General features: G+C 70.8%; 22 protein-coding genes. 2 read left to right on the top strand and 20 right to left on the bottom strand.

The window, feature by feature from the left end; translation table 11 throughout:
* Positions 1 to 11: 11 nt before the first annotated feature.
* The 15 genes from ABZ796_RS09510 to ABZ796_RS09440 form a co-directional block, all read right to left on the bottom strand.
* Positions 12 to 2,657, bottom strand: a complete 2,646-nt coding sequence (locus ABZ796_RS09510; RefSeq protein ID WP_357336441.1) for a LuxR C-terminal-related transcriptional regulator — start codon at positions 2,655 to 2,657, stop codon at positions 12 to 14.
* A gap of 180 nt (positions 2,658 to 2,837) precedes the next feature.
* Positions 2,838 to 3,368: a hypothetical protein gene (locus tag ABZ796_RS09505; RefSeq protein ID WP_357336440.1), complete on the bottom strand. Its 531-nt coding sequence runs from the start codon at positions 3,366 to 3,368 to the stop codon at positions 2,838 to 2,840.
* Entirely contained in the window at positions 3,365 to 3,610 is a 246-nt protein-coding gene (locus tag ABZ796_RS09500) for a hypothetical protein (RefSeq protein ID WP_357336438.1), read from the bottom strand. The genes ABZ796_RS09505 and ABZ796_RS09500 overlap by 4 nt, the downstream gene beginning before the upstream one ends.
* Entirely contained in the window at positions 3,603 to 3,878 is a 276-nt protein-coding gene (locus ABZ796_RS09495; RefSeq protein WP_357336437.1) for a hypothetical protein, read from the bottom strand. The genes ABZ796_RS09500 and ABZ796_RS09495 overlap by 8 nt, the downstream gene beginning before the upstream one ends.
* A gap of 124 nt (positions 3,879 to 4,002) precedes the next feature.
* Positions 4,003 to 4,677 carry a hypothetical protein gene (locus ABZ796_RS09490; RefSeq protein WP_357336435.1) on the bottom strand — a complete coding sequence of 225 codons (675 nt, stop codon included), beginning with the start codon at positions 4,675 to 4,677 and terminating at the stop codon, positions 4,003 to 4,005.
* A gap of 262 nt (positions 4,678 to 4,939) precedes the next feature.
* Positions 4,940 to 5,317 carry a PLDc N-terminal domain-containing protein gene (locus tag ABZ796_RS09485; RefSeq protein WP_357336433.1) on the bottom strand — a complete coding sequence of 126 codons (378 nt, stop codon included), beginning with the start codon at positions 5,315 to 5,317 and terminating at the stop codon, positions 4,940 to 4,942.
* Positions 5,318 to 5,552: 235 nt separating this feature from the next.
* The gene (locus tag ABZ796_RS09480; protein ID WP_357336432.1) at positions 5,553 to 6,647 is read right to left on the bottom strand and encodes an MSMEG_0565 family glycosyltransferase; all 1,095 of its coding nucleotides are present in this window, start codon (positions 6,645 to 6,647) and stop codon (positions 5,553 to 5,555) included.
* The gene (locus tag ABZ796_RS09475; RefSeq protein WP_357336430.1) at positions 6,644 to 7,498 is read right to left on the bottom strand and encodes a carbon-nitrogen hydrolase family protein; all 855 of its coding nucleotides are present in this window, start codon (positions 7,496 to 7,498) and stop codon (positions 6,644 to 6,646) included. Before ABZ796_RS09475 ends, ABZ796_RS09480 begins: the two co-directional genes overlap by 4 nt.
* Before the next feature lie 42 nt (positions 7,499 to 7,540).
* Complete coding sequence (locus ABZ796_RS09470; protein ID WP_357336428.1) at positions 7,541 to 8,860, bottom strand: MSMEG_0569 family flavin-dependent oxidoreductase; 1,320 nt, start codon at positions 8,858 to 8,860, stop codon at positions 7,541 to 7,543.
* Positions 8,857 to 9,165 carry an MSMEG_0570 family nitrogen starvation response protein gene (locus ABZ796_RS09465; RefSeq protein WP_357336497.1) on the bottom strand — a complete coding sequence of 103 codons (309 nt, stop codon included), beginning with the start codon at positions 9,163 to 9,165 and terminating at the stop codon, positions 8,857 to 8,859. Before ABZ796_RS09465 ends, ABZ796_RS09470 begins: the two co-directional genes overlap by 4 nt.
* A 1-nt stretch (position 9,166) precedes the next feature.
* The gene (locus ABZ796_RS09460; protein WP_357336427.1) at positions 9,167 to 10,078 is read right to left on the bottom strand and encodes a carbon-nitrogen hydrolase family protein; all 912 of its coding nucleotides are present in this window, start codon (positions 10,076 to 10,078) and stop codon (positions 9,167 to 9,169) included.
* Positions 10,075 to 11,511, bottom strand: a complete 1,437-nt coding sequence (locus ABZ796_RS09455; protein WP_357336425.1) for an MSMEG_0567/sll0787 family protein — start codon at positions 11,509 to 11,511, stop codon at positions 10,075 to 10,077. The genes ABZ796_RS09460 and ABZ796_RS09455 overlap by 4 nt, the downstream gene beginning before the upstream one ends.
* Positions 11,508 to 12,587, bottom strand: a complete 1,080-nt coding sequence (locus ABZ796_RS09450) for an MSMEG_0568 family radical SAM protein (RefSeq protein WP_357336423.1) — start codon at positions 12,585 to 12,587, stop codon at positions 11,508 to 11,510. Before ABZ796_RS09450 ends, ABZ796_RS09455 begins: the two co-directional genes overlap by 4 nt.
* Positions 12,588 to 12,597: 10 nt before the next feature.
* Positions 12,598 to 13,134, bottom strand: a complete 537-nt coding sequence (locus tag ABZ796_RS09445; RefSeq protein ID WP_357336422.1) for an MSMEG_0572/Sll0783 family nitrogen starvation response protein — start codon at positions 13,132 to 13,134, stop codon at positions 12,598 to 12,600.
* A gap of 90 nt (positions 13,135 to 13,224) precedes the next feature.
* Positions 13,225 to 14,049 (bottom strand): amidohydrolase family protein, encoded by an 825-nt coding sequence (locus ABZ796_RS09440; RefSeq protein WP_357336420.1) that lies wholly within the window; start codon positions 14,047 to 14,049, stop codon positions 13,225 to 13,227.
* A gap of 139 nt (positions 14,050 to 14,188) precedes the next feature.
* Between ABZ796_RS09440 and ABZ796_RS09435 the strand changes: the two genes are divergently transcribed.
* Together ABZ796_RS09435 and ABZ796_RS09430 are read left to right on the top strand one after the other, a co-directional pair.
* Complete coding sequence (locus ABZ796_RS09435; protein ID WP_357336419.1) at positions 14,189 to 15,127, top strand: SulP family inorganic anion transporter; 939 nt, start codon at positions 14,189 to 14,191, stop codon at positions 15,125 to 15,127.
* A 181-nt stretch (positions 15,128 to 15,308) separates the two neighbouring features.
* Positions 15,309 to 17,927: a LuxR C-terminal-related transcriptional regulator gene (locus ABZ796_RS09430; RefSeq protein WP_357336418.1), complete on the top strand. Its 2,619-nt coding sequence runs from the start codon at positions 15,309 to 15,311 to the stop codon at positions 17,925 to 17,927.
* Positions 17,928 to 17,980: 53 nt separating this feature from the next.
* Here ABZ796_RS09430 and ABZ796_RS09425 read toward each other — a convergent pair whose 3' ends face one another.
* The 5 genes from ABZ796_RS09425 to ABZ796_RS09405 form a co-directional block, all read right to left on the bottom strand.
* Complete coding sequence (locus ABZ796_RS09425) at positions 17,981 to 18,631, bottom strand: HdeD family acid-resistance protein (RefSeq protein ID WP_357336416.1); 651 nt, start codon at positions 18,629 to 18,631, stop codon at positions 17,981 to 17,983.
* Complete coding sequence (locus ABZ796_RS09420; RefSeq protein ID WP_357336414.1) at positions 18,618 to 19,046, bottom strand: hypothetical protein; 429 nt, start codon at positions 19,044 to 19,046, stop codon at positions 18,618 to 18,620. Before ABZ796_RS09420 ends, ABZ796_RS09425 begins: the two co-directional genes overlap by 14 nt.
* A gap of 64 nt (positions 19,047 to 19,110) precedes the next feature.
* Positions 19,111 to 19,656, bottom strand: a complete 546-nt coding sequence (locus tag ABZ796_RS09415) for a DUF1269 domain-containing protein (protein WP_357336413.1) — start codon at positions 19,654 to 19,656, stop codon at positions 19,111 to 19,113.
* Positions 19,657 to 19,680: 24 nt separating this feature from the next.
* Positions 19,681 to 20,022 carry an SHOCT domain-containing protein gene (locus ABZ796_RS09410; RefSeq protein ID WP_357336411.1) on the bottom strand — a complete coding sequence of 114 codons (342 nt, stop codon included), beginning with the start codon at positions 20,020 to 20,022 and terminating at the stop codon, positions 19,681 to 19,683.
* Between the two features lie 16 nt (positions 20,023 to 20,038).
* Positions 20,039 to 20,458, bottom strand: coding sequence for a DUF6325 family protein (locus tag ABZ796_RS09405; protein ID WP_357336409.1), 420 nt, complete (start codon positions 20,456 to 20,458; stop codon positions 20,039 to 20,041).
* Between the last annotated feature and the right edge of the window lie 150 nt (positions 20,459 to 20,608).

The raw sequence follows: 20,608 nt of genomic DNA, 5'->3' as shown, positions 1-20,608 counted from the left end.
CTCGAGGGCAGTCAGGCTTCCCGCGACAGGAGCCCCAGCTCGCGCGCCCGCCTGACCGCGGCGTTGCGACGGGTGACACCCAGCTTCCGAAGGATGTTGCGTACGTGGGTGCGGATCGTGTTGACGGAGATGTACATGACGCTGGCGATCTCCTCGGTGGTGAGGAGGTTCGCCAGGTGACCCAGGACCTCCTGCTCCTTCTCCGTGAGCTCCTCGAACACGGGTGTCGGAGGGCGCGCCGGAACGGAGGTCAGCGCACGCTTCTGGACATTCAACCTCCGTGAAGGTCCGGCCGAGATCTCGAAGAGCCATTCGTGCTCAGCGCACAGCTGCTTGTCGCGCACGAGCAGCTGACGCACCACGGCGGGCGCCTCGTGGAACGGGCGCCGTACTCGTTCCTGCGAGGCCAGCGTGAGTGCCCGGTCGAGCGCCGCTCGCGCCCGCGCTGACGGTCCGTCGTGGAGACGACGCGCGCACTCCACCAGCCAGCCGGAGACCTGGACCGGCGGGGGCACCCGCTTCGACAAGACGGTGGACATCGCGGCGTCGGCGGCGGTCGGTTCACCCAGCTGCAGGTGCGCGAGCCCGACGACGAGGGCCGCCTCGGGCTCGTCGGCGAGGCCCTCGACCTCGGCCACCGCCGCCGGCTCGCCGGCGGCGACCCTGACATGGGCGAGCTCGATACGCAGCTGCTGACCCAGCCAGCCGCGCTCGTCGCTGATTCCGGCCGCCGCCTGCTCGAGCCGGTTGAGTGCGCCCAGCCGGTCACCGTGCGCCACTTGGAGGCGCGCCCCGATCAAGGCCAGCATGGCCTGCGGAACCGGATCTCGTAGCCGCAGGTCCATCCGTTCGACCGACTGGACGTGATCTGCTGCCGCGCGCAGGTCGTAGCGCTCCATCTCCACCCAGCCGAGTGCCACCCGGGCGGCGGCCGACCGGTCTGCCGCGTTGACACCGATGTGCTCGGCGGCACCGATCGCCCGACCCCCGAGCTTCTCGGCCCTGGAGAGCTTGCCCCGGCAGCAGGCGATGACGGCCTGGTAGCCCAGACACTCGGCCAGGGCCGCCTCGGACCCGGCTCCCGCGGCCGCCGCGACGCCCGACTGGAACATCGCATCGGCGGCAGCCAGGCGTCCCTGGCGCAGGGCCGCGATGCCCTTGCTGAGAAGGACGAGAGCGGTCAGCTCCGGGCGGGAGCTGCCCTTCGGCCCGGCGTCCGGCGCTGCCAGTGCCTGTTCGGCCGCAGTGGCGAGCGACATCGCTTCGTTCGGGTCCTTCGACGCCTGTGCGCCCACCGCTTCCAGCACCCGGACCGCGACGTTGGTGGCCCAGAGACGAGAGTCCGATCGCTCGCCCGGCTCGGTCCTCACCTGTGCCAGCTCGTGGGTGAAACCGGTGGTGTCGCCGGCCCCCAGTGCGAGGGTCGCTCTCACGACGGTGGAGGCGGGGTCCGCCAGCTCGGACGGGATCGACCGCAACGACTGGGTCAAGGCGCTCGTGTCGTCGTCGAGCAACAGCTGGCCGACCGCGAGGTCGTCGACCACCTCCGCGGCCGCCTCCTCCCAGGCACCGATCGCGACGAAGTGGCCGACGGACGCAGCGACCTGACCGTGGTGGGCGAACCACTCGGCCGCCGTCCGCTGCAGGCGCCTCATCTCATCGGGCGATTCGTAGGCGAGCACGGCGCGGAGGAGATCACGGAAGAGCGGGTGGTAGCGGTAGCACCCAGGTCGGCCGGGCACGGCCTCGATGAACACGTTGTCCCGGATCAGAAAGGTGAGCGTGCGTTCGGCCGTGGGACCGGCGAGTGCCTCGGCCAGCCCCGGCTGGATCGTGTCGGGCACGCTCGTCGCCAGCAGCAGTGCTCGCACCTCGGGCCTCTGGGCGGCCAGCACCTCGCCCACGAGGTACTCCGAGATGTTCCCGGTGTCTCCGACGATCTCCGTGACGGCCTCGTCGGGATCCTGCCGCAGCTGCAGCAGCTGTGCGCCGAACCGCAGCCCGGCCGCCCATCCCTTCGTCCGCGCGTTGAGTGCGTGCACCGAATCCCGCGTCAGGGTCAGTCCCGCCCGCAGCGTCAGCTCGCCGGCTTCCTCGTCGGTGAAGGCCAGGTCCGTCATCCGTACCTCGACGACCATGTCATCGAGGCGGTACCGGTACAGAGGAAGCACCGGATCGGCTCGCGTCGCCATCACCAGTCGGAGGCGGTCGCCGGTATGTCGCAGCAGGAAGTCCAGATCTTCGGCCACGTCCGCCGAGAGCAGCTCGTATCCGTCCACCACGATCGTCAGCCGTGCCGGTTGGCCGCCGATCGCCTCAGCGACCGCCCGCCGAACCTGGCGGTCGAGAGCGCCTTCGCTCTCGGAGATCGTCTCGGGTGAAACCGCGACTCCCAAGCTCTCGAGGCACCCGACGAGACCCGGCCAGAACGCAGCATCCGTCCCCTCGAAGGTGATCCACGCAGTGCGGTCCTGGTCCCCGCCTGCCGCGACCCAGTCCGCCAACAGGGCCGTCTTCCCGGTTCCTGCCGGCGCGCTGACCAGCGCCAACGGGCAGACGTCGCTGCGGTCGAGGATCTGCAAGAGGCGTGGCCGCCCCACGTAGGACGAGGGGACCGTCGGGATGCCGAGCCACCCATCGCCGGGATAAGGAACCATCGCGTCGACGTGCCTCCTAGATCGAACGAGTGCGCGAAAGCGCCCATCCGAACAGACCAAGGGGGAGCCCATCGGAAACCAAGGACCAGTCCACGCTAGTACGACGCTCAGGAGCGGTACATAGCCCGTACGTGTCAGCACTCGCGTGCCGCGGTCCCGGTCTCACCCTCCACCTGAGGGTCAGTGCAGCAGGACCTTCATCCAGGTCAGTCCCAGGCCGAGCAGCCCACACGCCGCCGACCCGGCCAAGGACCGAGCCCAGGAGCGGCCCGTGTGCCGGAGCCAGACCAGCGGGATGAGAGTCAGGAGCACGACCCCGGACCACATCGACCAGGTGATGGCACGCCCGTCATCGATCCACCCGATCGTGCCGAGGAGCAGGATGAGCAGCGGGACGAAGACTCCCTCCACGATGCCGATCTCGTGACGCACCCCCGCGACGAGGACGCGGCGCCACGGCATGACACCAGGCCCCGAGTCGGCGAGCATCGACGCGTAGACGTGCACCGCCCAGATCACGGCGCTCGAGATCACGGCGAAGGCGAAGACCCGGCCGGCAGAGTCGTCGAAGTGGGAGGCCCCGGCGATGACGGCGAGCACCGAGACGATGCCGTAGACGGCACCGGCGACGGCGCGAGGTCCGCGACCGAACCGCCGATCGTGCCCTCGGTGCGACTCGCTGACCGCGCGGCCGATCTCCTCGCCGTTCATCGCGCGCCCGTGTGCCTGGCCGACGTTCCGCTGACCCGGATGTCGTCGATGGTCAGCCCCTCCGCATCCAGCACGCCCACGAGCTCGGCGACGCCGGCGCCCGCGCCGGCAGTGGCTCGAAAGATGGTGCACGGCCGCCGCTCGGCGACAGCTGGTTGCAGCGCGCAGCGCAGCACCGGTCCCAGGTCGCCTTCGACGGTCAGCTCGAACAGGCCGCCGGTGCCCGACCCCGCCTCACTCATGGCCGTCCCCGGTCGACTCTTCGTCCACCGTGCCGGCCAGGAGCCGTCGGACCTCCACCACCTCGAGACCGAAGGTCCGAAGCCTCGCGAGGAACCCATGGAGCTCGGCCTGGTCCCGACACCGGCAGATCAACACGGTTCTCGTCTCGCGCGAGGAGGTCTCGACGTCGGCGAGCTGCACCAGAACCTGCTGCGGGACGAGTCCGGCGACCCGAATCTCGAAAGCCTGGGTATCGGTGGCTCCCGGCTCCGACGGGTTCTGACCCATGATCTCAACTCGACTTCCCGCACTAGGTGTTCATCATCCGCGACACATGGAGCAAGCCTGATGCGGAAGCGGCCACGGGTCGTCGTCCGCGGTGGATGAGGACCAGCAGCGGCTGTCGGCACGACTACGCGGCCAGCTCCCTTGCGAAGTACTCGAGCGCTGTCTTGGTCTTGGTCTGCTGGTCGCCCGAGATGTTCAGGCCGCGCTCGACCAGCAGCGCCTTGAGCTCCGCGGCGACCTGGAAGGCGTTCGCGGGCGCGCACCTGGAGGAGAGCTCGAGGATTCGCGAGCCGTCCGGGTAGAACCACAGCTCGGCGACCAGCCGGCCGGCGTACTCCGGTGGCTTGAACTTCTGCTTCAGGATGGTGATCGGGCCGAGCGCGACCAGGGTGTCGAGCTCGACGTCCGCGCCGGCGTTGGCCAGGAAGAAGCTCCGCTGCTCCTTGGTGTAGAGCTTGCGGATGGCGCGCGTGCCCGCCGCGACCTCCTTGACGTCGGTCCGGCCGAGGGTCGCCTTCATCGAGGCCGAGCAGACGAAGCCTCCTGGCATCGCGTCGACCTCGACGGTCAGATTCTTGGAGCTGCGTACCTTCGAGACCTCTGCCGGGACGACGGGCCGCACCTTCACGACGGAGTCGTCGTTCCGGCCCTGGATCCGACGGGCGCGGACCACGACCCCGCGTCGGTCGAGTGTCAGGTCGGCAGTGTCGAAGAAGAACACCTGCCGGATCTGGGCATCCAGGGGATCCAGCCCCAAGGCGGTCACCGCCAACGGTCGTTCGGCGTTCGGCACGGTCATCTTGAGCTCGACGCTGTCGGCCCTGCCTGGTCAGCTCGAACAGCTCGGCGAGCTGTTCGCCGGAGAGCAGCCCCGGCGGCTGGGTGCTTGTGGACATGTCGGATCACGCTTCCAGGACCCACCAGGCCGGGGCATCACCCCGACCGGACGATTACGGGCGGGTGCAGGCTGGATCACTCCCACGGCACCGCACAAACCCTCACCCCGGGGGTGACCCCGAGGTGAGGACCGCTTCGCTGTGCTGATCGAGGATCAGTCGGTGCTAGTTGGTCATCGCCTTCGCCTTGAGGGAGGCGAACTCGTCCTGCGTGATCGTCCCGGCAGCGAGCAGTTGCTGGGCCTTGGCGATCTCCTCGGAGGGAGACGCGCCGGCGACCGTGCGGATGTACTCGTCCTGTGCCTGCCTGGCCTGTTCGACCGCCTGGCTCTGGCGCTCCGCCATCCCTTTACCACGGACGATGAGGTAGATGACTGCCATCAGGAAAGGCAGGAAGACGAGGCCGAGCATCCAGAGGGCCTTCACGCCACCGGAGGTCGATTTGTCCCGGAAGAGGTCGGTGACGATGTTGAACAGAATCATCAGGTAGGCGACGAACGCGAACGATACGATGATGAACCAGATGATGTCCCAGAAGCTCATGTGAGAAGTTCTCCTGTCATTCGGATGAGTGTCGAAGGGGACGTACGTAGGTGGGACCGGTCAGCTCGACCACCGGAGACCGAGAGGCTCCAGATGCGTGGGGAGAACTGACCAGGACCGAGTCCCCTTCAGCGTCACTGGCTCATGATCCGCGCTTCGGCGGGGGTTCCCTTCACCCGCAACGGGTGATACCTGGTTCCCCCGACGGGGCTCCTCCGGCGCCGGCGGGAGTGGGTCAGGAGCCCTGGATGCGGGCGTAGAGCTCGCGGTGGGCGTGAGCGGCGCGGGCCCAGGTATAGCCGGCGGCGAGATCCCTTCCGGCGGTCGGGTCCGGCGGCGTGTCCAGGATCTTGCCCAGCGCGACGGCGATCTCGGCCGGCGTCGTGGCGTAGGCGACGGACTCGGCGAAGACCTCGCGGAGCACCGGCAGATCGCGGGCGACAACGGGGACCCCTGCGGCGAGCGCCTCCAGGGCGGCGAGCCCGAAGCCTTCCTTGGTCGACACCATCGCGAGCGCGCCGGCCTCGGCGACCAGGGACGGGAGCTCCTCCTCCTCGAGCACTCCGGTGATGACGACCGGCACGTCCAGCTCGCGCGCCCGGGCGTCGAACGCCGCTCGGTAGTCGCGGTAGTCGAAGAGGGTCTCGCCGCCGCCGAAGACCAGCGTCAGGTCGGCGTGACGGGGATCGGCGGCGCGCAGCTCGGCGTAGGCCTCGAGCAGGTCGAGCGATCCCTTGCGAGGCTCGATCCCGCCGAGGGCGAGGACGTAGCGCCCGAGTCGCGCCCGCCAGGCCTCCCGCCCGGCGACGTCGTCGGCTCCGGCCGCGAACCGGGCGGCGTCGACACCGTTGGGGATGACCGTCGGGGTGAGGCCCCATCCGGCCGCGACCTCGTCCGCGACCGACTGCGAGACACAGATCCGGGCGTACGGCTCGACGACGGCCTTCTCGTGGCAGGCGGCGAGCTGCGGGGTGGTGAAGTGGTCGAGGTGGTGGATGGTGCGAAGACAGGGCAGGGCGGCGTTGGCGCTGATGCAGTCCTGGGCGTGGACGATGTCGTAGGCGTCCCGATGCTGCTCGAAGGCGGTCCTCAGCACGGCGATGGAACGCACGATCCGCTCCCCCACGGTCTCCTCCTCGCGCGCCTCGAACGGCACGGCACGGACGGTGACAGCGGGATCGACCGGACGGAAGAACTCCGTGTCGCCGTGACGGCCGAGAGTCCAGACATGGACGTCCTCGCCGAGGGCGGCCAGTGCCTCCGCGAGCGCCAGCGTGTGCACGACTCCGCCGCGGGGCCGGGTCGAGTAGGTCAGGAGCGCGATCCTCATTCCGGCCTCCCTGGGATCTGGTACGCCGTCGGGGTCAGCTCCTTGAGGTGGTGGAGGACCCGCCGGGACCGGGCGATCTCCGCCTCGACGTCGATCTCCGCGACGGCGAGGCCGCCTTTGGACGTGGTGCGAGCCAGGATCTCGCCGCCGGGACCGACGACCTTGGCCTGGCCCAGGAATCGGAGCCCACCCATCACGCCGGTCTGGTTGGAGGAGACCCACACGACCTGGTTCTCGGCCGCCCGGGCCTGGTCGTAGAGGTCGAAGAGCCGGGACTGCCGGTCCTGCGGGAGCCGTGAGGCACGGTCGGTGATCGAGGCCGGCCAGGCCGAGAGGCAGGCGATCACCGAGGCGCCGTCGAGGGCGAGGGTGCGGGCCGCCTCCGGGAAGGTCTTGTCGTAGTCGATCAGCATCCCGAGCCTGCCCACCGGGGTGTCGAAGGCCTCGAACCGGGTCCCCGCCGCATAGGCCAGCGACTCACCGGCCGGCTGGTGCACCTTGCGGTGACGCCCGAGGACCCCGTCACCGCTGAGGCAGACGGCGGAGTTGTAGAGCCGAGCCCGACCCTCGACGACGACCTCCTCGGCATAGCCGAGGCAGACCACCATCTCACCGGCCATCGCGATCACCCGACCCATCTCGAAGGAGCTCTCGTCGAGGGCCGGCGGCAGCGCGTGCGGGTCGGGGTGGCGCAGGTCGGAGAGGTAACCACCGAGGGTCGCGTCGGGCAGCACCAGGAGGCGTACGTCGTTGCGCCGGGCGTCCTCGACGATCCCCTCGAGCTTGGCGACCGCGCGCGGCAGGTCGCGTCCGAAGTGGGCCGCGACCGCCCCGATGCGTACCTTCGACATGCTCCTCAACCTATCCGTCGTCGTTCCGGGGGTGGCGGCGCCTCAGGCGACGGCCGCCGACATGTCCAGCGGGCCGGGTGAGCGTCGTCGGGCCAGCTCGGCTGCGGGCTCGATGGTCCGGAGGCGGTTGCCGGTGATGGTGCCGGTGATGTGCTCCGCGTCGGCGGCGATGCCGAGGTAGCGCCCCGAGCCCCAGGTGTGCAGCCAGGGCAGGCCGAGGAAGGAGATGCCGGGGACCGCGGTGACGCCACGGGTATGGGTCGGTCGTCCGGTGCCGTCGAAGACGCCTACCCGGACCCATCGGTAGTCGGGCCGGTAGCCGATCGCCCAGATCACCGTCGTGACACCCGCTTCGGCGAGGTCGAGGCCGGTGGGATCCGACTCCGGCTCCCAGACCGGTCGATAGGGCTCCGCGGGTGGGACGTCGAGGTCGCGGGAGGCGATGTAGGCGTCGATGTCGCGACAGATCGAGCGGTAGACGTCGTCGGCGGAGTCGAGCGCCCCGCGCAGCGTCGGCTCCAGCACGAGATCGGTGCCGGCCCCGGAGGCGAGCCGGCCGTAGAGCCGCATCCCCTCCGCCGCGAACTGGCGCAGGTCGATGTCGCGTCCGCCGTCACGGCCGGTCACGTAGTGGTTCGTCTTCTCCCGCGCGGCCGGGCCGCCCGGATAGCTCATGACGGGGGTGTCGTAGAGACCCATCTCGGCCAGCCAGGTCATACAGTCACGGCCGCGGTGGAACCGGGCGACCCGGGGCGCATCGCCGATCGCCAGATGCACCTGACGTCCCTCCAGGTGCAGGTCCTCGGCGATCTGCGCCCCGGACTGGCCGGAGCCGACCACGAGCACCGCGCCGGGGCGGAGCCGTGCGGCGTTCTTGTAGTCGGCCGAGTGCAGCTGGTCGATTTCGGGGTCGAGCGCGGGCGCCCAGGTCGGGACGATCGGTACGTGGTAGCCGCCGGTGGCGACCACGACGTGCTCGGCCTCCCAGGCCTCGGCGCCGTGTGGGCCCTCGGCCTCGACCAGGAACCCGCCTCCCGCGCGCTGGGTCAGCGAGGTCACCCGGGTGTGCTCGCGCAGCGGCGGGCCGAAGGTCGGCGCGTAGCCGGCGAGCCACGCCACCACCTCGTCGCGGGTCATGAAGCCGTCCGGGTCGGGCCCGGCGTACTCGTAGCCGGGCAGGCGGCAGTGCCAGTTGGGCGTCACGAGGGTGAAGTTGTCCCAGCGGGTCTCGGCCCACTCGTGCCCGGCGGTGCCCGCCTCGAGGACGACATGGTCCACGCCGTCGCGGACGAGGAACCAGCTCGCGGCCAGGCCGGCCTGCCCGCCGCCGACGATCGCGACGGTGGTGCGGTGGGTGGTCATCGGGACTCCTGCGAGGTCGGGGTGGCGGGAAGGGGCGGGTGCATCGCGAGGACGGTGACGTACTGGCCGAACTCGTACGCAGCGGCGGAGGCCCGCAGCTGCTCGGAGGTCGCCATCGCGCTGGTGCAGGCGAAGCCGAACTTCGCCCGGACCCGCTCGGAGGCGGTGGCCAGCGCGGTGAGGCTGCGGGCGAGAAAGTCCTCGACGGCGTACGTCCGGCCGGCCTCCAGATGGTCGTGCACCACCAGCGAGGGTGAGTAGCAGTCCTCGACCCGGCCGTCGGGCCACCGCACGGTGAAAGTCATCTCAGGCACGAGCTTCACCCACCGGGGAGAGCGGTTCGGCGGTCGCCAGCGCGGACGGGTACGCCTCGGGCCGGCGGTCGCGCAGGTGGAACATCGCCCGGCGCGCCGTGGTCAGCGCGCTGGGCACGTCGAGCTCGGCCACGGCCATGCCGGCGCACAGGCCGGTGGTCGCCAGGAGGTCGCCTCCCGGACCGACCACCTTCGCGTTGGCGACGAAGCGGAGCTTGCCGAAGGTCCCGTGCTGGTTGGAGGCCAGCCAGACGACCTGGTTCTCGAGCGCCCGGGCGGCGTCGAAGAGGTTGAACCGGGTCAGCCACCGGTCTTCCTCGAGCGAGGCGCTGGTGGCGGTGCGTGAGGCCGGCCAGGCGGAGATGCAAGCGATGATCTCGGCGCCGTCGACGGCCAGCGCCCGCGCGCCCTCGGGGAACGCCTTGTCGTAGCAGATCATGGTGCCGATCCGGCCCGCCGGCGTATCCACGCAACCGAAGCCGTCCCCGGCTGCGTAGTAGAGGTTCTCGCCGAGCGGCTGGTGCACCTTGCGGTGGGCGCCCAGCACGCCGTCGCCGGTGACGACGGCGGCGGTGTTGTAGCGGTCCGCGCCATCGGACTCGCACAGCCCCACGACGACGGTCATGTCGCCGGCGAGCTCGGCGACCCGTCGCAGCTCGGGGCCGTCGATGTCCATCACGGGCGGGAGGTCCTCGGGCGTCTCGTCGTGGCTGCCGTCGCGGCCGGCGCCGAGCACGGAGAGGTAGCCGCCGAGGCAGGCCTCGGGCAAGGCGAGCAGGCCGACGCCGGCCTGTCGGGCGTCCTCGATGAGGCCGCCGATCTGGGCGAGGTTCTGGTCCACGTCGCGGCCGAAGCCGGCGCAGACGGCGGCCACGGCGGTGCCGGGCTGGGTGGTGGTGGTCATGAAGCGGGTCCTAGTCCGGTGACGGTGTGGTCGATGGCGTCGGTGACGGTGCCGTCGGGCCAGCGCAGGCCGACGCCTGTGCCGGGGACGAGCTCGCCGCAGACGGCCGAGGAGAGGAAGCCGGGCAGCTCTGGTTCGGTGCGGCCGGGCGCCTCCGCGGTGAGCATCGCGAACCCCGGGAAGCAGGTGAGCCAGTCCGCGGTCGAGGCGGCCGACGGGGTGGGGACCGCGCCGACGTCGACGATGGCGCGGCAGCCGCTGGCCTCGGCCAGCATCCCGGCGGTGCCGACCACCCCGGCCATGCTGACGTCCTTGGCTGCTCTCGGCGCCAGCGCGGGCACGACACCGGACAGCTCCCGCAGCTGCGCGGAGGTGCGGTGCGAGGACGAGTCCCACTGACGGCCGCGGTAGCCGGGTCGCCAGCCGCCGCCCAGGTCCGCGCTCAGCCGGAGTAAGTCACCGGGTGCTCCCCCACCGCCCGGGACCGGCCGCTCGGCGCGCCCCAGAGCGGTCAGCGAGAGCGCGGCCGGCACGCCGAGCTGGGTGTGCCCGCCGAGGACGGGTACGTCCCACGCCTGCGCGGCCTCGGCCAGGCCGCGCACGATCCTGCGGGCGAAGGAGGCGTCGCGGGCGCCGATGGCGTCGAGGAGGCCGACCGGCTGCGCGCCCATCGCGGAGAGGTCGTTGACGTTGACCAGGACCGCGCACCACCCGGCCCACTCGGGGTCTCGCTCGACCATGGAGGGGAGGATGGCGTCGCAGGCCGCGACCAGGTCGCTGCCCGGGACCGGCGCCCCGTCGTCACCGCGGAATCCCGGCGTCGAGTGCCCCACCAGGGCACCGACGAGGTCGCCCAGGGGCGACTTGGTGGCCTCCGACAGCTCGCGGATGCGCTGCACCGGCCACTCCATCACGACATGGGTCATGTCGTGGAGGTGGATCCGCTCGCGCGGAACCCACCCCAGGCGCCGGAACAGCCCCTCGTTGCGCGCCTGGACCGTGGCGTCGAAGCGGAGCGCACCGGCCTGCTCGGCCGTGGCGCAGGCCGCCCGGACGAGCGCCGCACCGACACCGAGAAGCTGGCGTGCGTCCTGCTTGACCGCCAGCCGGCTCCCCCGCCACCAGCCCACGTCGCGGGCGTCCGGCTGCGCCGGGTGGAGGGCCGGGTGGAGGGCCGGGTGGAGGCGTACGCCACCCAGGACCTCGCCGTCGTCCGAGCGGGCGAGCAGGACGATCCGGCGCGGGTCTTCGTCGACCTCGTCGAGGTCGGAGCCCGAGAAGAGGCCCTGCTCGGTGACGAAGACCTCCCGGCGCAGCCGGAGGTACGCCTCCAGGTCGGCCGCGGTCTCGGCCCGGATCACGGTGTACCCCTCGAGGCTCGGCGAGCGGCGTACCGCGCCGGTGAGGATGACGTCGTCGAGGAGCTCGGTCATGCCGGCTCCTCCCCGCACGCGCCGAGTGCGGAGCAGGCACCGCACGAGGCGCAGCCGGCGGCCTGGTCCGCGCCGGCCATGCCTGCCCGGCGCAGGAGCGCGGCGACCCGGGAGGTGACCCGGTAGACGTCGGCGTGCGGCGGCGCGGGGACAGCGTCGACGTCCTTGGCCAGGGTGCCGGCCAGCGGGCGGTACGGCACCACGAAGGGATAGACCCCCATGGCGATGAGCTCCTCGCAGCCGGCGACCAGCTCGTCGGGATCCTCGCCGAGACCGACCAGGAGGTAGGTCGAGACCTGGTTCCACCCGAAGACGCGGACCGCCTCAGCCCAGGCGGCCCGGTACTCGCTCAGCGGCACCGAGCCCTTGCCGGGCATCCAGCGCAGCCGCGCCGCGTCGTCGAGGGACTCGACATGGATCCCGATGGAGCGAGCGCCCGCGTCATAGAGCTCCTGGATCGAGGCCAGATCACCCGGCGGCTCGCACTGCACCTGGATGGGGAGGTCGGGCACCGCCTCACGCACGGCGCGCACGCAGCGCGCCAGATGGGTCGCCCCACGGTCACGGCCGCGGGAGGTCCCGGTGGTCATCACCATCTGGGTGACGCCGTCGAGCTCGACCGCGGCCCTGGCCACCTCGGCGAGGTGCGCGGGCTGCTTGACCGCGATCGTGGAGCCCTGGCGCAGCGACTCCTCGATCGCGCAGAAGCGGCAGCGCTCCTCGACCGCGTAGCGGGCGCAGGTCTGCACGACGGTGGTGGCGAGCACGTTGGCCGAGTGCAGCCGGGCGATCTTGTCGTAGCCGACCCCGTCGGCGGTGACCAGGTCGTAGAAGCGGGGTCGGGCGACGGCCTCGACCCCGAGCCCGGTGTCGGCGCCGTCGAGGAGCAGCTTGCCGCCGCGTACGGAATAGGGGCTGCGGGGGTTGAGCGGGATGGCCGCGCCGACCCCGTCCAGGAGGACGTGGCCGTCATCGCTCGGCCCCGCGCCCGAACGGCGGGCGACGGGGGCGTCGAGCAGACGGATCCCCTGGATGGCGACGTCGACGCGGGTACTGGACGAGATCGGCGAGGTCATGGCCGGTCCCTCAGAGGTTGTAGGTCGAGTTGATGATGGCGCCCTTGCGGGCGTAGTGGATCAGCGCGTCCTGGACGTCGAGCGGGTGCGAGGGCACGACACCCTCGATCAGATCCTCCTCGCGCAGGCCGTGGAGTCCCATCCCGAAACGGCAGCAGAAGACCGTGCCGCCCTCCTTGATGAAGGTCTCGATGGCGCCGTTGGTGTTGAGCTCCCCGGGGAACCCGGCATCGCCCATCGTCGGGAAGCCACGCGAGGCCATGCAGGCGAGCGTGCCCGGACCGTAGAAGTAGATGGCGGACTCGAAGCCCTTGCGCAGCGCCCGCGTCGCCTGCAGGACGGCGACGAAGCTGACCGAGGACTCGTGCGGGATGCCGTGGACGAGGGTGAAGTAGGTCTCCCCCTTCTCGGCCTGGTAGTCGGGGAAGATCTTGGTCGAGCCGTAGATGTTGGTGCCCGGCTGCTGCGAGGGGTGCGGGATCTCGCCGAGCGACTTGGCCATGTTCTCGGCGATCTGGGCGTCGATGTCAGCGGTGTCAGTGGTCACGTGGTTCTCCAGAGAGGTGGGATGAGGCGGAACGGTGGAGGGAGCGGGCTCGTCGTCCTTGACGAGTGGTCGGCAGCGGAGCCGCCGGTCTCAGCCGTAGAGGGCTGAGAAGTTGTGGTGGAAGAAGGCGTCGGCGAGCTCGCCGTCACCGGCCGCGGCGGCCAGCCGCGCATGCTCGCCGGCGAAGTCGCCCCACGGGGCGTCGGTGGCGAAGAGGATGCGGTCGTGGCCGACACCGCGGCGCTCGATCTCCTGGACCAGCCAGGTAGGTGCGAACCCGATCGCCCAGCTGGTGTCGGTGTAGACCTGCATCCCGGCCTCGATCCAGTCGAAGAGCCGGCCGCCGATGAGCTTCATGTGGCCGCTCATCCCGCCACCGAGGTGCACGAGATGGAGACGTACGTCCCGGGCGTAGCGCTCCACGAGCGTGCCGATCTGGTCGACGTCGGAGGCGGCGCCGGGCGAGGTGTGCACGTGCACGGTCAGGTCGTGCTCACGGGCGGCGGCGAAGACCTTGTCGAGCTGCTCGAGGCACTCCGGGTCGCCGGGATGGCCGCCGAGCAGGAAGCTCGTCTTGAGCGCGGCCACACCCTCCTCGCCGGCGAGGGCGAGGGCCGCATCGTTGCGGGCCGAGTCGGACGCCTTGGGCGAGACCCACAGGCCGCACCGGATCCGGTCGTCGCTCTGGGCGGCCTCGATGGCCAGGTGGTTGAGCCCGAAGGCGGCGTCCGGGTCGGGCACCCCGTAGTTCGGCAGCACCAGCGCGCGCTCGATCCGGTCGGCGTCGAGGTCGGCGACGAGCTCCTTCACGGTGGCTCGCGCGGTCACGTCGGCGTTGATCGCCGGGCCGCCGTAGAACGGGTACGCCGGCAGCCGCCCGATGTGGCGGTGGGCGTCGCGGAGGGGCTTGGTCATGGCATCAAGCCTTCGGCCTGGTCGTTTCGGACTGGTTACGCCTGGAATACGAACCCCGTTTCGGTTCGTAAGATCGAGGTAACCCGCCTCACCCGAGTCAGGTGATGCGGCTCCGCGCCGGTGGCGTTGCGATGGTGCGGTGCTGACCTGGCTGCGCGAGCGGATGTCTCTGCCTCGCCATCTCTTCGATCGGCGTACGGCACGACGCGATGCCGCTGCCGGCGCCGTGCTCGGCATCGAGTCCGTCCCGGACGGGCTCGCCAGCGGCCTCCTCGCCGGGGTGAACCCGGTCGCCGGGCTCTACGGCTACCTGTTTGGACTCGCCGGCGGAGCACTGTTCACCGGGACCGCAGCGATGGCGATCCAAGGCACCGGGGCGATGGCGATCATCGTCGCCGACGTCGACCTCGATGCCAACGACGACCCGGTACCCGTGGGCGGGTCGATGTCGGCCACCTCGCTGGTCGTCGGCGCGGGCGCCCGGAACCGGTTCGCCCTCCTGGTCGCGGCCGTCGTCATGGCTGCCGTCATCGTCCTCTTCGCCGGGGTCGTCGAGCTCGTCGCCATGCCCGCCCTGGCCGGGCTGCTGATCGTGGTCGGTGTCGGCACCGTCAAGCCGGCCAAGGTGCTCGCCGTCGCCCGGACCGAGCCGGTGCCGCTGACGGTGACGACGCTGGTGCTCACCCTGCTGATGCCGCTGCAGTATGCCGTGCTGGTCGGTCTCGGGTTGTCGGCGCTGCTCTTCGTGATCGGTCAGTCCTCACGACTGGTGACGCGCCGGCTGGTGATGGGCGCGGACGACCGGGTCCGTCTACCAGGGCACCACGGTGATCTGGGAGGCCACCCGGGAGGCCTACGAGGATGCCGTCGCGTGGGTGGCGCAGGACGAGGAGCCCACGAACCGGGAACGGCACTCCGCCACCAGCAGGCATCGCGACCCGCACGAGGGCGACTGGCCACCGGACCAGATGGCCCTCTAGACAGAGGTTTCGCAGAATCCGCCATGCCGAAGATGATCCGATCCTGGTCACCCGAAATAGGTGATCCTTCTCGGTTTTATGCCGTTTACCTTGAGTAGCATCGCAGCATAGCCGGGCGGGTATGCCGGCTGATCTACGGCGCGGGGACGCTCATCAGCACTCTCCCCCCAACGAGCGCACGGCGCCCACGTGGCATCTGACCTCCGACTGAGGGGAGGGGTTGTGCAGCGCAGCAGGCCGGCGCCCGCTACAGACCCGACGACAGCACGACCCGCACCGATGCCGCCCCACGAGGCGACGGTGGTGATCCCCGCTTCGAGGGCCGGTGACGACGCGGCCAGCGCCCCGTGGCCCCGCCTCCCGAGGGTCTATGTGCCACGCCGATCGCTGTGGGCCGACCTCGACCGCTCCGCCGATGCCGCGATCACCCTGCTGATCGCACCCGCCGGCGCCGGCAAGACCCTGGGGGTCGCCGGGTGGCTGCGGCAGCAGAGCGGCGACGAACCTCCCCGCGCACAGCGCTGGGTGGACGCCGACGCCTCGATGACTCCCGACCAGCTCGCCGAGATGCTCGACGAGGCAGCGGAGGGCACTCCCCCGCGCATCGTCATCGACGACGCCCACCTGCTTCGCGCGGCCACTCACCGGATGCTCAACGAACGGCTCAACGACGATCCCGACTCCATGCGGCTGGTGATGATCAGCCGTTGGGACCTGCCCTTCACCCGGCTGGTGCCGGAGCTGCTGGGCAACTTCGCGATCGTACGAGGCAACGTGCTGCAGCTGACCGACGCCGAGGCCGAGGCGCTCATCGTCGAGCACGCCCGCACCGACTCGAGGCAGGTCGTCGACGGCATCGTCCGGCAGGCCCGGGGCTGGTGCGCCGCGGTGGTCCTCGCTGCCCGGTCGGTCCATGCGAGCTCTCCGGGACGAGCCGGCGAGACCGCGTTCGAGGAGGGAACCATCGGGCTCGGCGACCGGGTGGCGAGCGAGGTGTTCGCCTCGCTGTCCGCACGGGCGAGACATCTGCTGCTGTGCACCTCCGCCGAGAACGTGGTGACCGCCAGGACCGCCGCCCATCTCTCCCAGGACCCGAGCGCCGGGGAGACGCTGGCCGATCTGGAGAGCACCGGACTGCTGGTCACCCGCGCGGTGCCGCTCGTCCTCGAGACCGAGGAGGCCTACCGGATCCATCCGCTGCTCGCCGAGGTCGTACGCCGCCGGCTGGTCGCCGGAGGAGTCGATGTCATCCGGGCGCGATCGACGGTCGTGCGTGCCGTTCGGGCCGACCGGACGCGCGGCGAGGCGCGGGGCACGCTGCGGCGGCTCGAGGCGGTCGGAGCCCACGAGGAGCTGGCGGTCGTGCTCGACGAGGACGGCGTCAGGACGGCGATGCGCGGTGACGGGGACCGTCTCAGCCCCTTTGCCCGCAACCTCGTCGAGCACGTCGAGACGACCCCGCGAACCTGGTTCGCCCTGGCGATCGAGCACTGGCTCGACGGCAACGTACCCGAGGCCGAGCACTGGCTCGACAGCTGCTTGGCGGTGCCCGCCGGACTTTCGGCCGAGGAGCTCGCCTGCGTCGGGCTGATGCGGGCCCGACTCGGCCTCGAGCCGCTGCGCGCCGCGACCGACAGAGCCGTCGAGGTCGCCCGAGGCAGACACGAAGCCGGCGGCGAGGCCGCCATCCTCCCGCAGCTGCTCACCGAGCTCGGCATCACCCAGAGCTGGCTCGGCGAGCTGCCGGAGGCCGAGCAGAGCCTCACCGCGGCGATCGGGCTGGCCCGCACCTGGGACATGCCGGCGGTCGCGGCCGACGCGTCCAGCCATCTGGCGATGACCGAATACATGCTCGGTCGCGAGGCAGCCTGCGGAGAGATCGCCGAGGAGGCCGACGGCCTGCTCGAACAGGTCGCCGCGGATCACGCGCACAGCCCTCGTAGCGAGTTCACCCGGACCCGGACGGCTCTGGCCGCAGCCCTGGCGCGCACCGCGCGGCTCCCGTGGCTCGAGCTGACGCCCATGCCGGATGTGACCGTCCATCCCGCGGACCTGTGCACCCGGTTCTGGCTGAGGATCCGCGAGGCGCACACCACCATGTCCAGCCACTCGGTCGTACGGGCCCGCCAGCTCCTCGACGAGCCGTTGGGCCTTCCCGGGGCCTTCCGGCTGCCGGACCACCTGCAGGTCGTCCTTCTGCTCAACCAGGCGGCGCTGGCGGGACTGGCGACCGACCGGCGTTCGTTGAGGTCTGCGGAGGCCGAGCTCACCGAACGTGGCATGGTCGGCGAGGCAGCGCTGGTCAAGGCGCTGCGCGCGGACCTGGACGGAAACCGCAGGCTCGCCGCGGACCACTTCCACACCGCCGCCCAGCAGACGACCTGGTCCCAGCCGATGACCCGCGGAGTCGCGCTCGTCGGTCGCGCGGAGCTGCTCAGCGAGCTGGGGGACGCAGAAGCGGCGGCCGCGCATCTCCAGCAGGTCGCGATCGAGACCGAGGTACGCCAGAACGCGATCCCGTTCCTCGGCTGGACACGACAGGGCACGCCCGTCCAGACCATGCTGGGACGCTTCCCCGCGCTCAGGCCGCACGACTGGGTCGGTCGGATCTCGTCCGGCATCGCGGAGGTTCCCAGCCTGACGACCTACTTCGACCAGGGCACCCCCCGACCGAGCGAGACGGTCGACGAGTCGGCCGGGCCGCTCCCCGGCCTGAGCGCCCGGGAGCGGGACGTCCTGCGTGAGCTCGCCCGCGGATCGACGTACGCGGACATCAGCGCCGCGCTCTTCGTCTCCGAGAACACGGTGAAGACCCACGTCAGCAGCCTGTACGCCAAGCTTGGGGCCTCACGGCGCAGTCAGGCGCTGGCGGTGGCGCGGAGCCTGAACCTCATCTGACGACGGGCCCGGCCGAGAACGAGCTCGCTCTCGGCCGGGCCCGCGTCAGCAGCTCAGCTCCTGGCCTCGGCGCGGAGGCGGAAGGCCATCACGATCGCGATGATGCCGACCGCGATCAGCCAGATGCAGGAGACCAGGACGAGCGCACCCAGCGACACCTCAGGGTTGATGAGGAGAACGGCACCGGCGAGGACCGTGATGACCCCGGCGATGATGTCCCACGTACGTCGGCCCTCGGCCGGCCGGAGGATGGCGCCGATGATGTCGACGATGCCTCCGATGACCCACCACACTCCGAGCAGGATGGTGATGATGAGCAGCGTCTGCACCGGGTCGCGCAGGAAGAGCAGGCCGACGACGATCGCCAGCGCCCCCGAGAAGCCCACGACGGCTCGTAGACCGCCCTCCATGGATCTGCCCGCCGCTGCGGCGATGAGGCGGAACACCCCCGACACGATGATCTGGATGGCCACGATCACCGCGAGGACGACGAGCGTCTGCTTCGGCCAGACTGCCAGGATGACGCCGAGCACCGTGGTGACCAGGCCGTAGGCCAGGACCAGGCCCCAGTAGTCCCCGAGGCCCTCGAACACGGACCCAGAGCCCACGTTCGGCGCTTCCCGCTGGGCGCCCGAGCCCTGCGCGCCGGGTCCGGGGATGTCCGAGCCTGGGACGTCGGAGCTCGCCATGTCAGAACTCGTCATGGCCCGATAGCAGCTGCGCGAGCGACCAGATGACGAAGATGTAGAGCGCCAGCATCGCGAGCGACCAGAACGGGTAGTAAGGCATGAACGCGAAGGCGGAGATCGAGCCGATGACCGCGATCACGATGCCGGAGATGCGGGCCCACGTCTGCCCGAGGAGCAAGCCGATGCCGACGGCTATCGCGATCGCCCCCAGCACGATGTGGATCCAGCCCCAGGTGGTGAGATCGAACTGGTAGACGTAGTCGATGCCCTTGACGTAGAGCTTGTCCTCGGCAACGGCGGCGATGCCCGAGAGGATCTGGAAGATGCCTACCGTCGTGAGGATGGTGCCTGCGAAGATCGCGCCGGAGAACGCGAAGGCGCTTTTGACGGGTTCGCTGTGGCCGCCGCTTCGTGGTGTGGTGGTGCTCATGATGGGGTACTCCCTGTGGTCGTGAGCGGTTTCTCGTCGACCGCTTCGTTGGATGACCCAGAAGCTAGGCCGCAGCAGCCCCGGCTGACTCACCCGCAACGGGCGAATCTCCTGTCCCGAAGGCGCGTCGCAGCGCAGCATCCTGACCGGCGGTCAGGTCGGTGAAGATCGGATCGGACGGCAGGCGCCCGCCGAGCACATCCCTGATCGTGTCGACGACCCCCTCCGTGGCCAGCACGAACAGGGCCGAGGTGCCCGGGGTGACGCGGTCCCGCACCCGGTTGATGAAGCCGTCGTCGATGCCGACGGCGCTCAGTACGCCCGAGTACAGCCCGGTCGCGGTGCCCAGCGCCGCGCCGAGCAGAGGGACGAAGAAGATGTAGCCGAGCAGCAGCCCCCAGAAGGACCCGCCCAGCGATCCCCCACCCGCGTCCGCGGGTGCATGCAGCTGGCTCGTCCGCAGCTTCATGGTTCCCGGCGGCCAGGAGAGCGCCGCCGCGTCGTGGACGTCGATGAGGCCCTCGCGAGCCAGCTCCTCCAGCGCGTGCAGAGTCTCCTCGGCACCCTCGGGAGTGTCGAACCTCCACGCGGTCAGCGTTCCGGTCGACATGTTCTCCCCCGCTCCTGGCATCCCTCAGCCGAGCAGCCGCTGTTTGGCGGCCGCGAACTCCGCGTCGTCGAGGATCCCCTGGCTGTGCAGCTCACCCAGCCTCGTCAGCTGCCCGATCAGGTCGTTCTCGGCCGGTGCCGCGGGAGCGGGCGCCGGCTCGACCGGGGGTGGTGCGGCGGGCGGCGGTGCGGCCGGCGGCGGGGCGTACTGCTGTTGCTCGTAGGCCTGTGCCTCCGCCTGCTGCTGGGCCCTGGCCGCCTGCCGGCGGTTGACGGCGTTCGATGTGGCCGTGGCCGTACCGGCGATGACGGCCGTACGTGCGGCGGCACCGATGAGACCGGGCCGGCCGGCGCGTCTACGCAACATGGTGTGTCTTCCTCTCTTAGCGGGCCGCGGATGCGAAGGCGACGTCGACGTCCTCGGGCGGTACGCGCAAGAACAGCTCGACCTCGGCACCGAGGCTCCGGATACGTCTGACGGCCTCCCGCGCCCACACCTGTTCGTAGACGACCGCGAGGCCGGCCCGGCCGGGCTCGAGGGCGGTGGCGAACAGCTCGATGTCGGTGTCGCTGAGCAGGTCGTTGGCGTCGATCTGAAGCCCCGACAGCTCTGGAGGCAGACCCTCCGCGTCCTCCAGGTCGAGCGCCCGGAAGCTGCCGCCGGTGTCTTTGGCCATCAGCACGCAGTCGATGATCCGGATCACTCCGGCCTCGACCGATGGCTGCAGCACCGCCGCGAGGTCGCCGAGCCCGACGTCCTCCGGCATCGAAAGGAACAGAATCTCGACCGGGCCGCGTTCCATCGTGCCTCCCACGTATCGCACGCCTGCCGGGCGGCAGGACACCTCCGACGCTAGGACGCGATGTGCCAGCGCTGATCACCCGCATCGGGTGACCTTGGGCTGCTCACCGAGGCGGTTCGGAGGCGCGTTCGCGCGAGGAGACCGTCGCGG

This window comes from Nocardioides sp. NPDC047086 (assembly GCF_040643685.1).
Lineage (GTDB): Bacteria > Actinomycetota > Actinomycetes > Propionibacteriales > Nocardioidaceae > Nocardioides.
The sequence above is the reverse complement of the archived record's forward strand: the minus strand, read 5'-3'. Positions and strand labels throughout refer to the sequence as shown.

Bases quoted from the DNA above. Each gene is read 5' to 3' on its own strand.
- ABZ796_RS09510 (WP_357336441.1), bottom strand. From the start codon at position 2,657: ATGGTTCCTTATCCCGGCGATGGGTGGCTCGGCATCCCGACGGTCCCC.
- ABZ796_RS09505 (WP_357336440.1), bottom strand. From the start codon at position 3,368: ATGAACGGCGAGGAGATCGGCCGCGCGGTCAGCGAGTCGCACCGAGGG.
- ABZ796_RS09500 (WP_357336438.1), bottom strand. From the start codon at position 3,610: ATGAGTGAGGCGGGGTCGGGCACCGGCGGCCTGTTCGAGCTGACCGTC.
- ABZ796_RS09495 (WP_357336437.1), bottom strand. From the start codon at position 3,878: ATGGGTCAGAACCCGTCGGAGCCGGGAGCCACCGATACCCAGGCTTTC.
- ABZ796_RS09490 (WP_357336435.1), bottom strand. From the start codon at position 4,677: ATGACCGTGCCGAACGCCGAACGACCGTTGGCGGTGACCGCCTTGGGG.
- ABZ796_RS09485 (WP_357336433.1), bottom strand. From the start codon at position 5,317: ATGAGCTTCTGGGACATCATCTGGTTCATCATCGTATCGTTCGCGTTC.
- ABZ796_RS09480 (WP_357336432.1), bottom strand. From the start codon at position 6,647: ATGAGGATCGCGCTCCTGACCTACTCGACCCGGCCCCGCGGCGGAGTC.
- ABZ796_RS09475 (WP_357336430.1), bottom strand. From the start codon at position 7,498: ATGTCGAAGGTACGCATCGGGGCGGTCGCGGCCCACTTCGGACGCGAC.
- ABZ796_RS09470 (WP_357336428.1), bottom strand. From the start codon at position 8,860: ATGACCACCCACCGCACCACCGTCGCGATCGTCGGCGGCGGGCAGGCC.
- ABZ796_RS09465 (WP_357336497.1), bottom strand. From the start codon at position 9,165: ATGACTTTCACCGTGCGGTGGCCCGACGGCCGGGTCGAGGACTGCTAC.
- ABZ796_RS09460 (WP_357336427.1), bottom strand. From the start codon at position 10,078: ATGACCACCACCACCCAGCCCGGCACCGCCGTGGCCGCCGTCTGCGCC.
- ABZ796_RS09455 (WP_357336425.1), bottom strand. From the start codon at position 11,511: ATGACCGAGCTCCTCGACGACGTCATCCTCACCGGCGCGGTACGCCGC.
- ABZ796_RS09450 (WP_357336423.1), bottom strand. From the start codon at position 12,587: ATGACCTCGCCGATCTCGTCCAGTACCCGCGTCGACGTCGCCATCCAG.
- ABZ796_RS09440 (WP_357336420.1), bottom strand. From the start codon at position 14,049: ATGACCAAGCCCCTCCGCGACGCCCACCGCCACATCGGGCGGCTGCCG.
- ABZ796_RS09430 (WP_357336418.1), top strand. From the start codon at position 15,309: ATGCCGCCCCACGAGGCGACGGTGGTGATCCCCGCTTCGAGGGCCGGT.
- ABZ796_RS09425 (WP_357336416.1), bottom strand. From the start codon at position 18,631: ATGACGAGTTCTGACATGGCGAGCTCCGACGTCCCAGGCTCGGACATC.
- ABZ796_RS09420 (WP_357336414.1), bottom strand. From the start codon at position 19,046: ATGAGCACCACCACACCACGAAGCGGCGGCCACAGCGAACCCGTCAAA.
- ABZ796_RS09415 (WP_357336413.1), bottom strand. From the start codon at position 19,656: ATGTCGACCGGAACGCTGACCGCGTGGAGGTTCGACACTCCCGAGGGT.
- ABZ796_RS09410 (WP_357336411.1), bottom strand. From the start codon at position 20,022: ATGTTGCGTAGACGCGCCGGCCGGCCCGGTCTCATCGGTGCCGCCGCA.
- ABZ796_RS09405 (WP_357336409.1), bottom strand. From the start codon at position 20,458: ATGGAACGCGGCCCGGTCGAGATTCTGTTCCTTTCGATGCCGGAGGAC.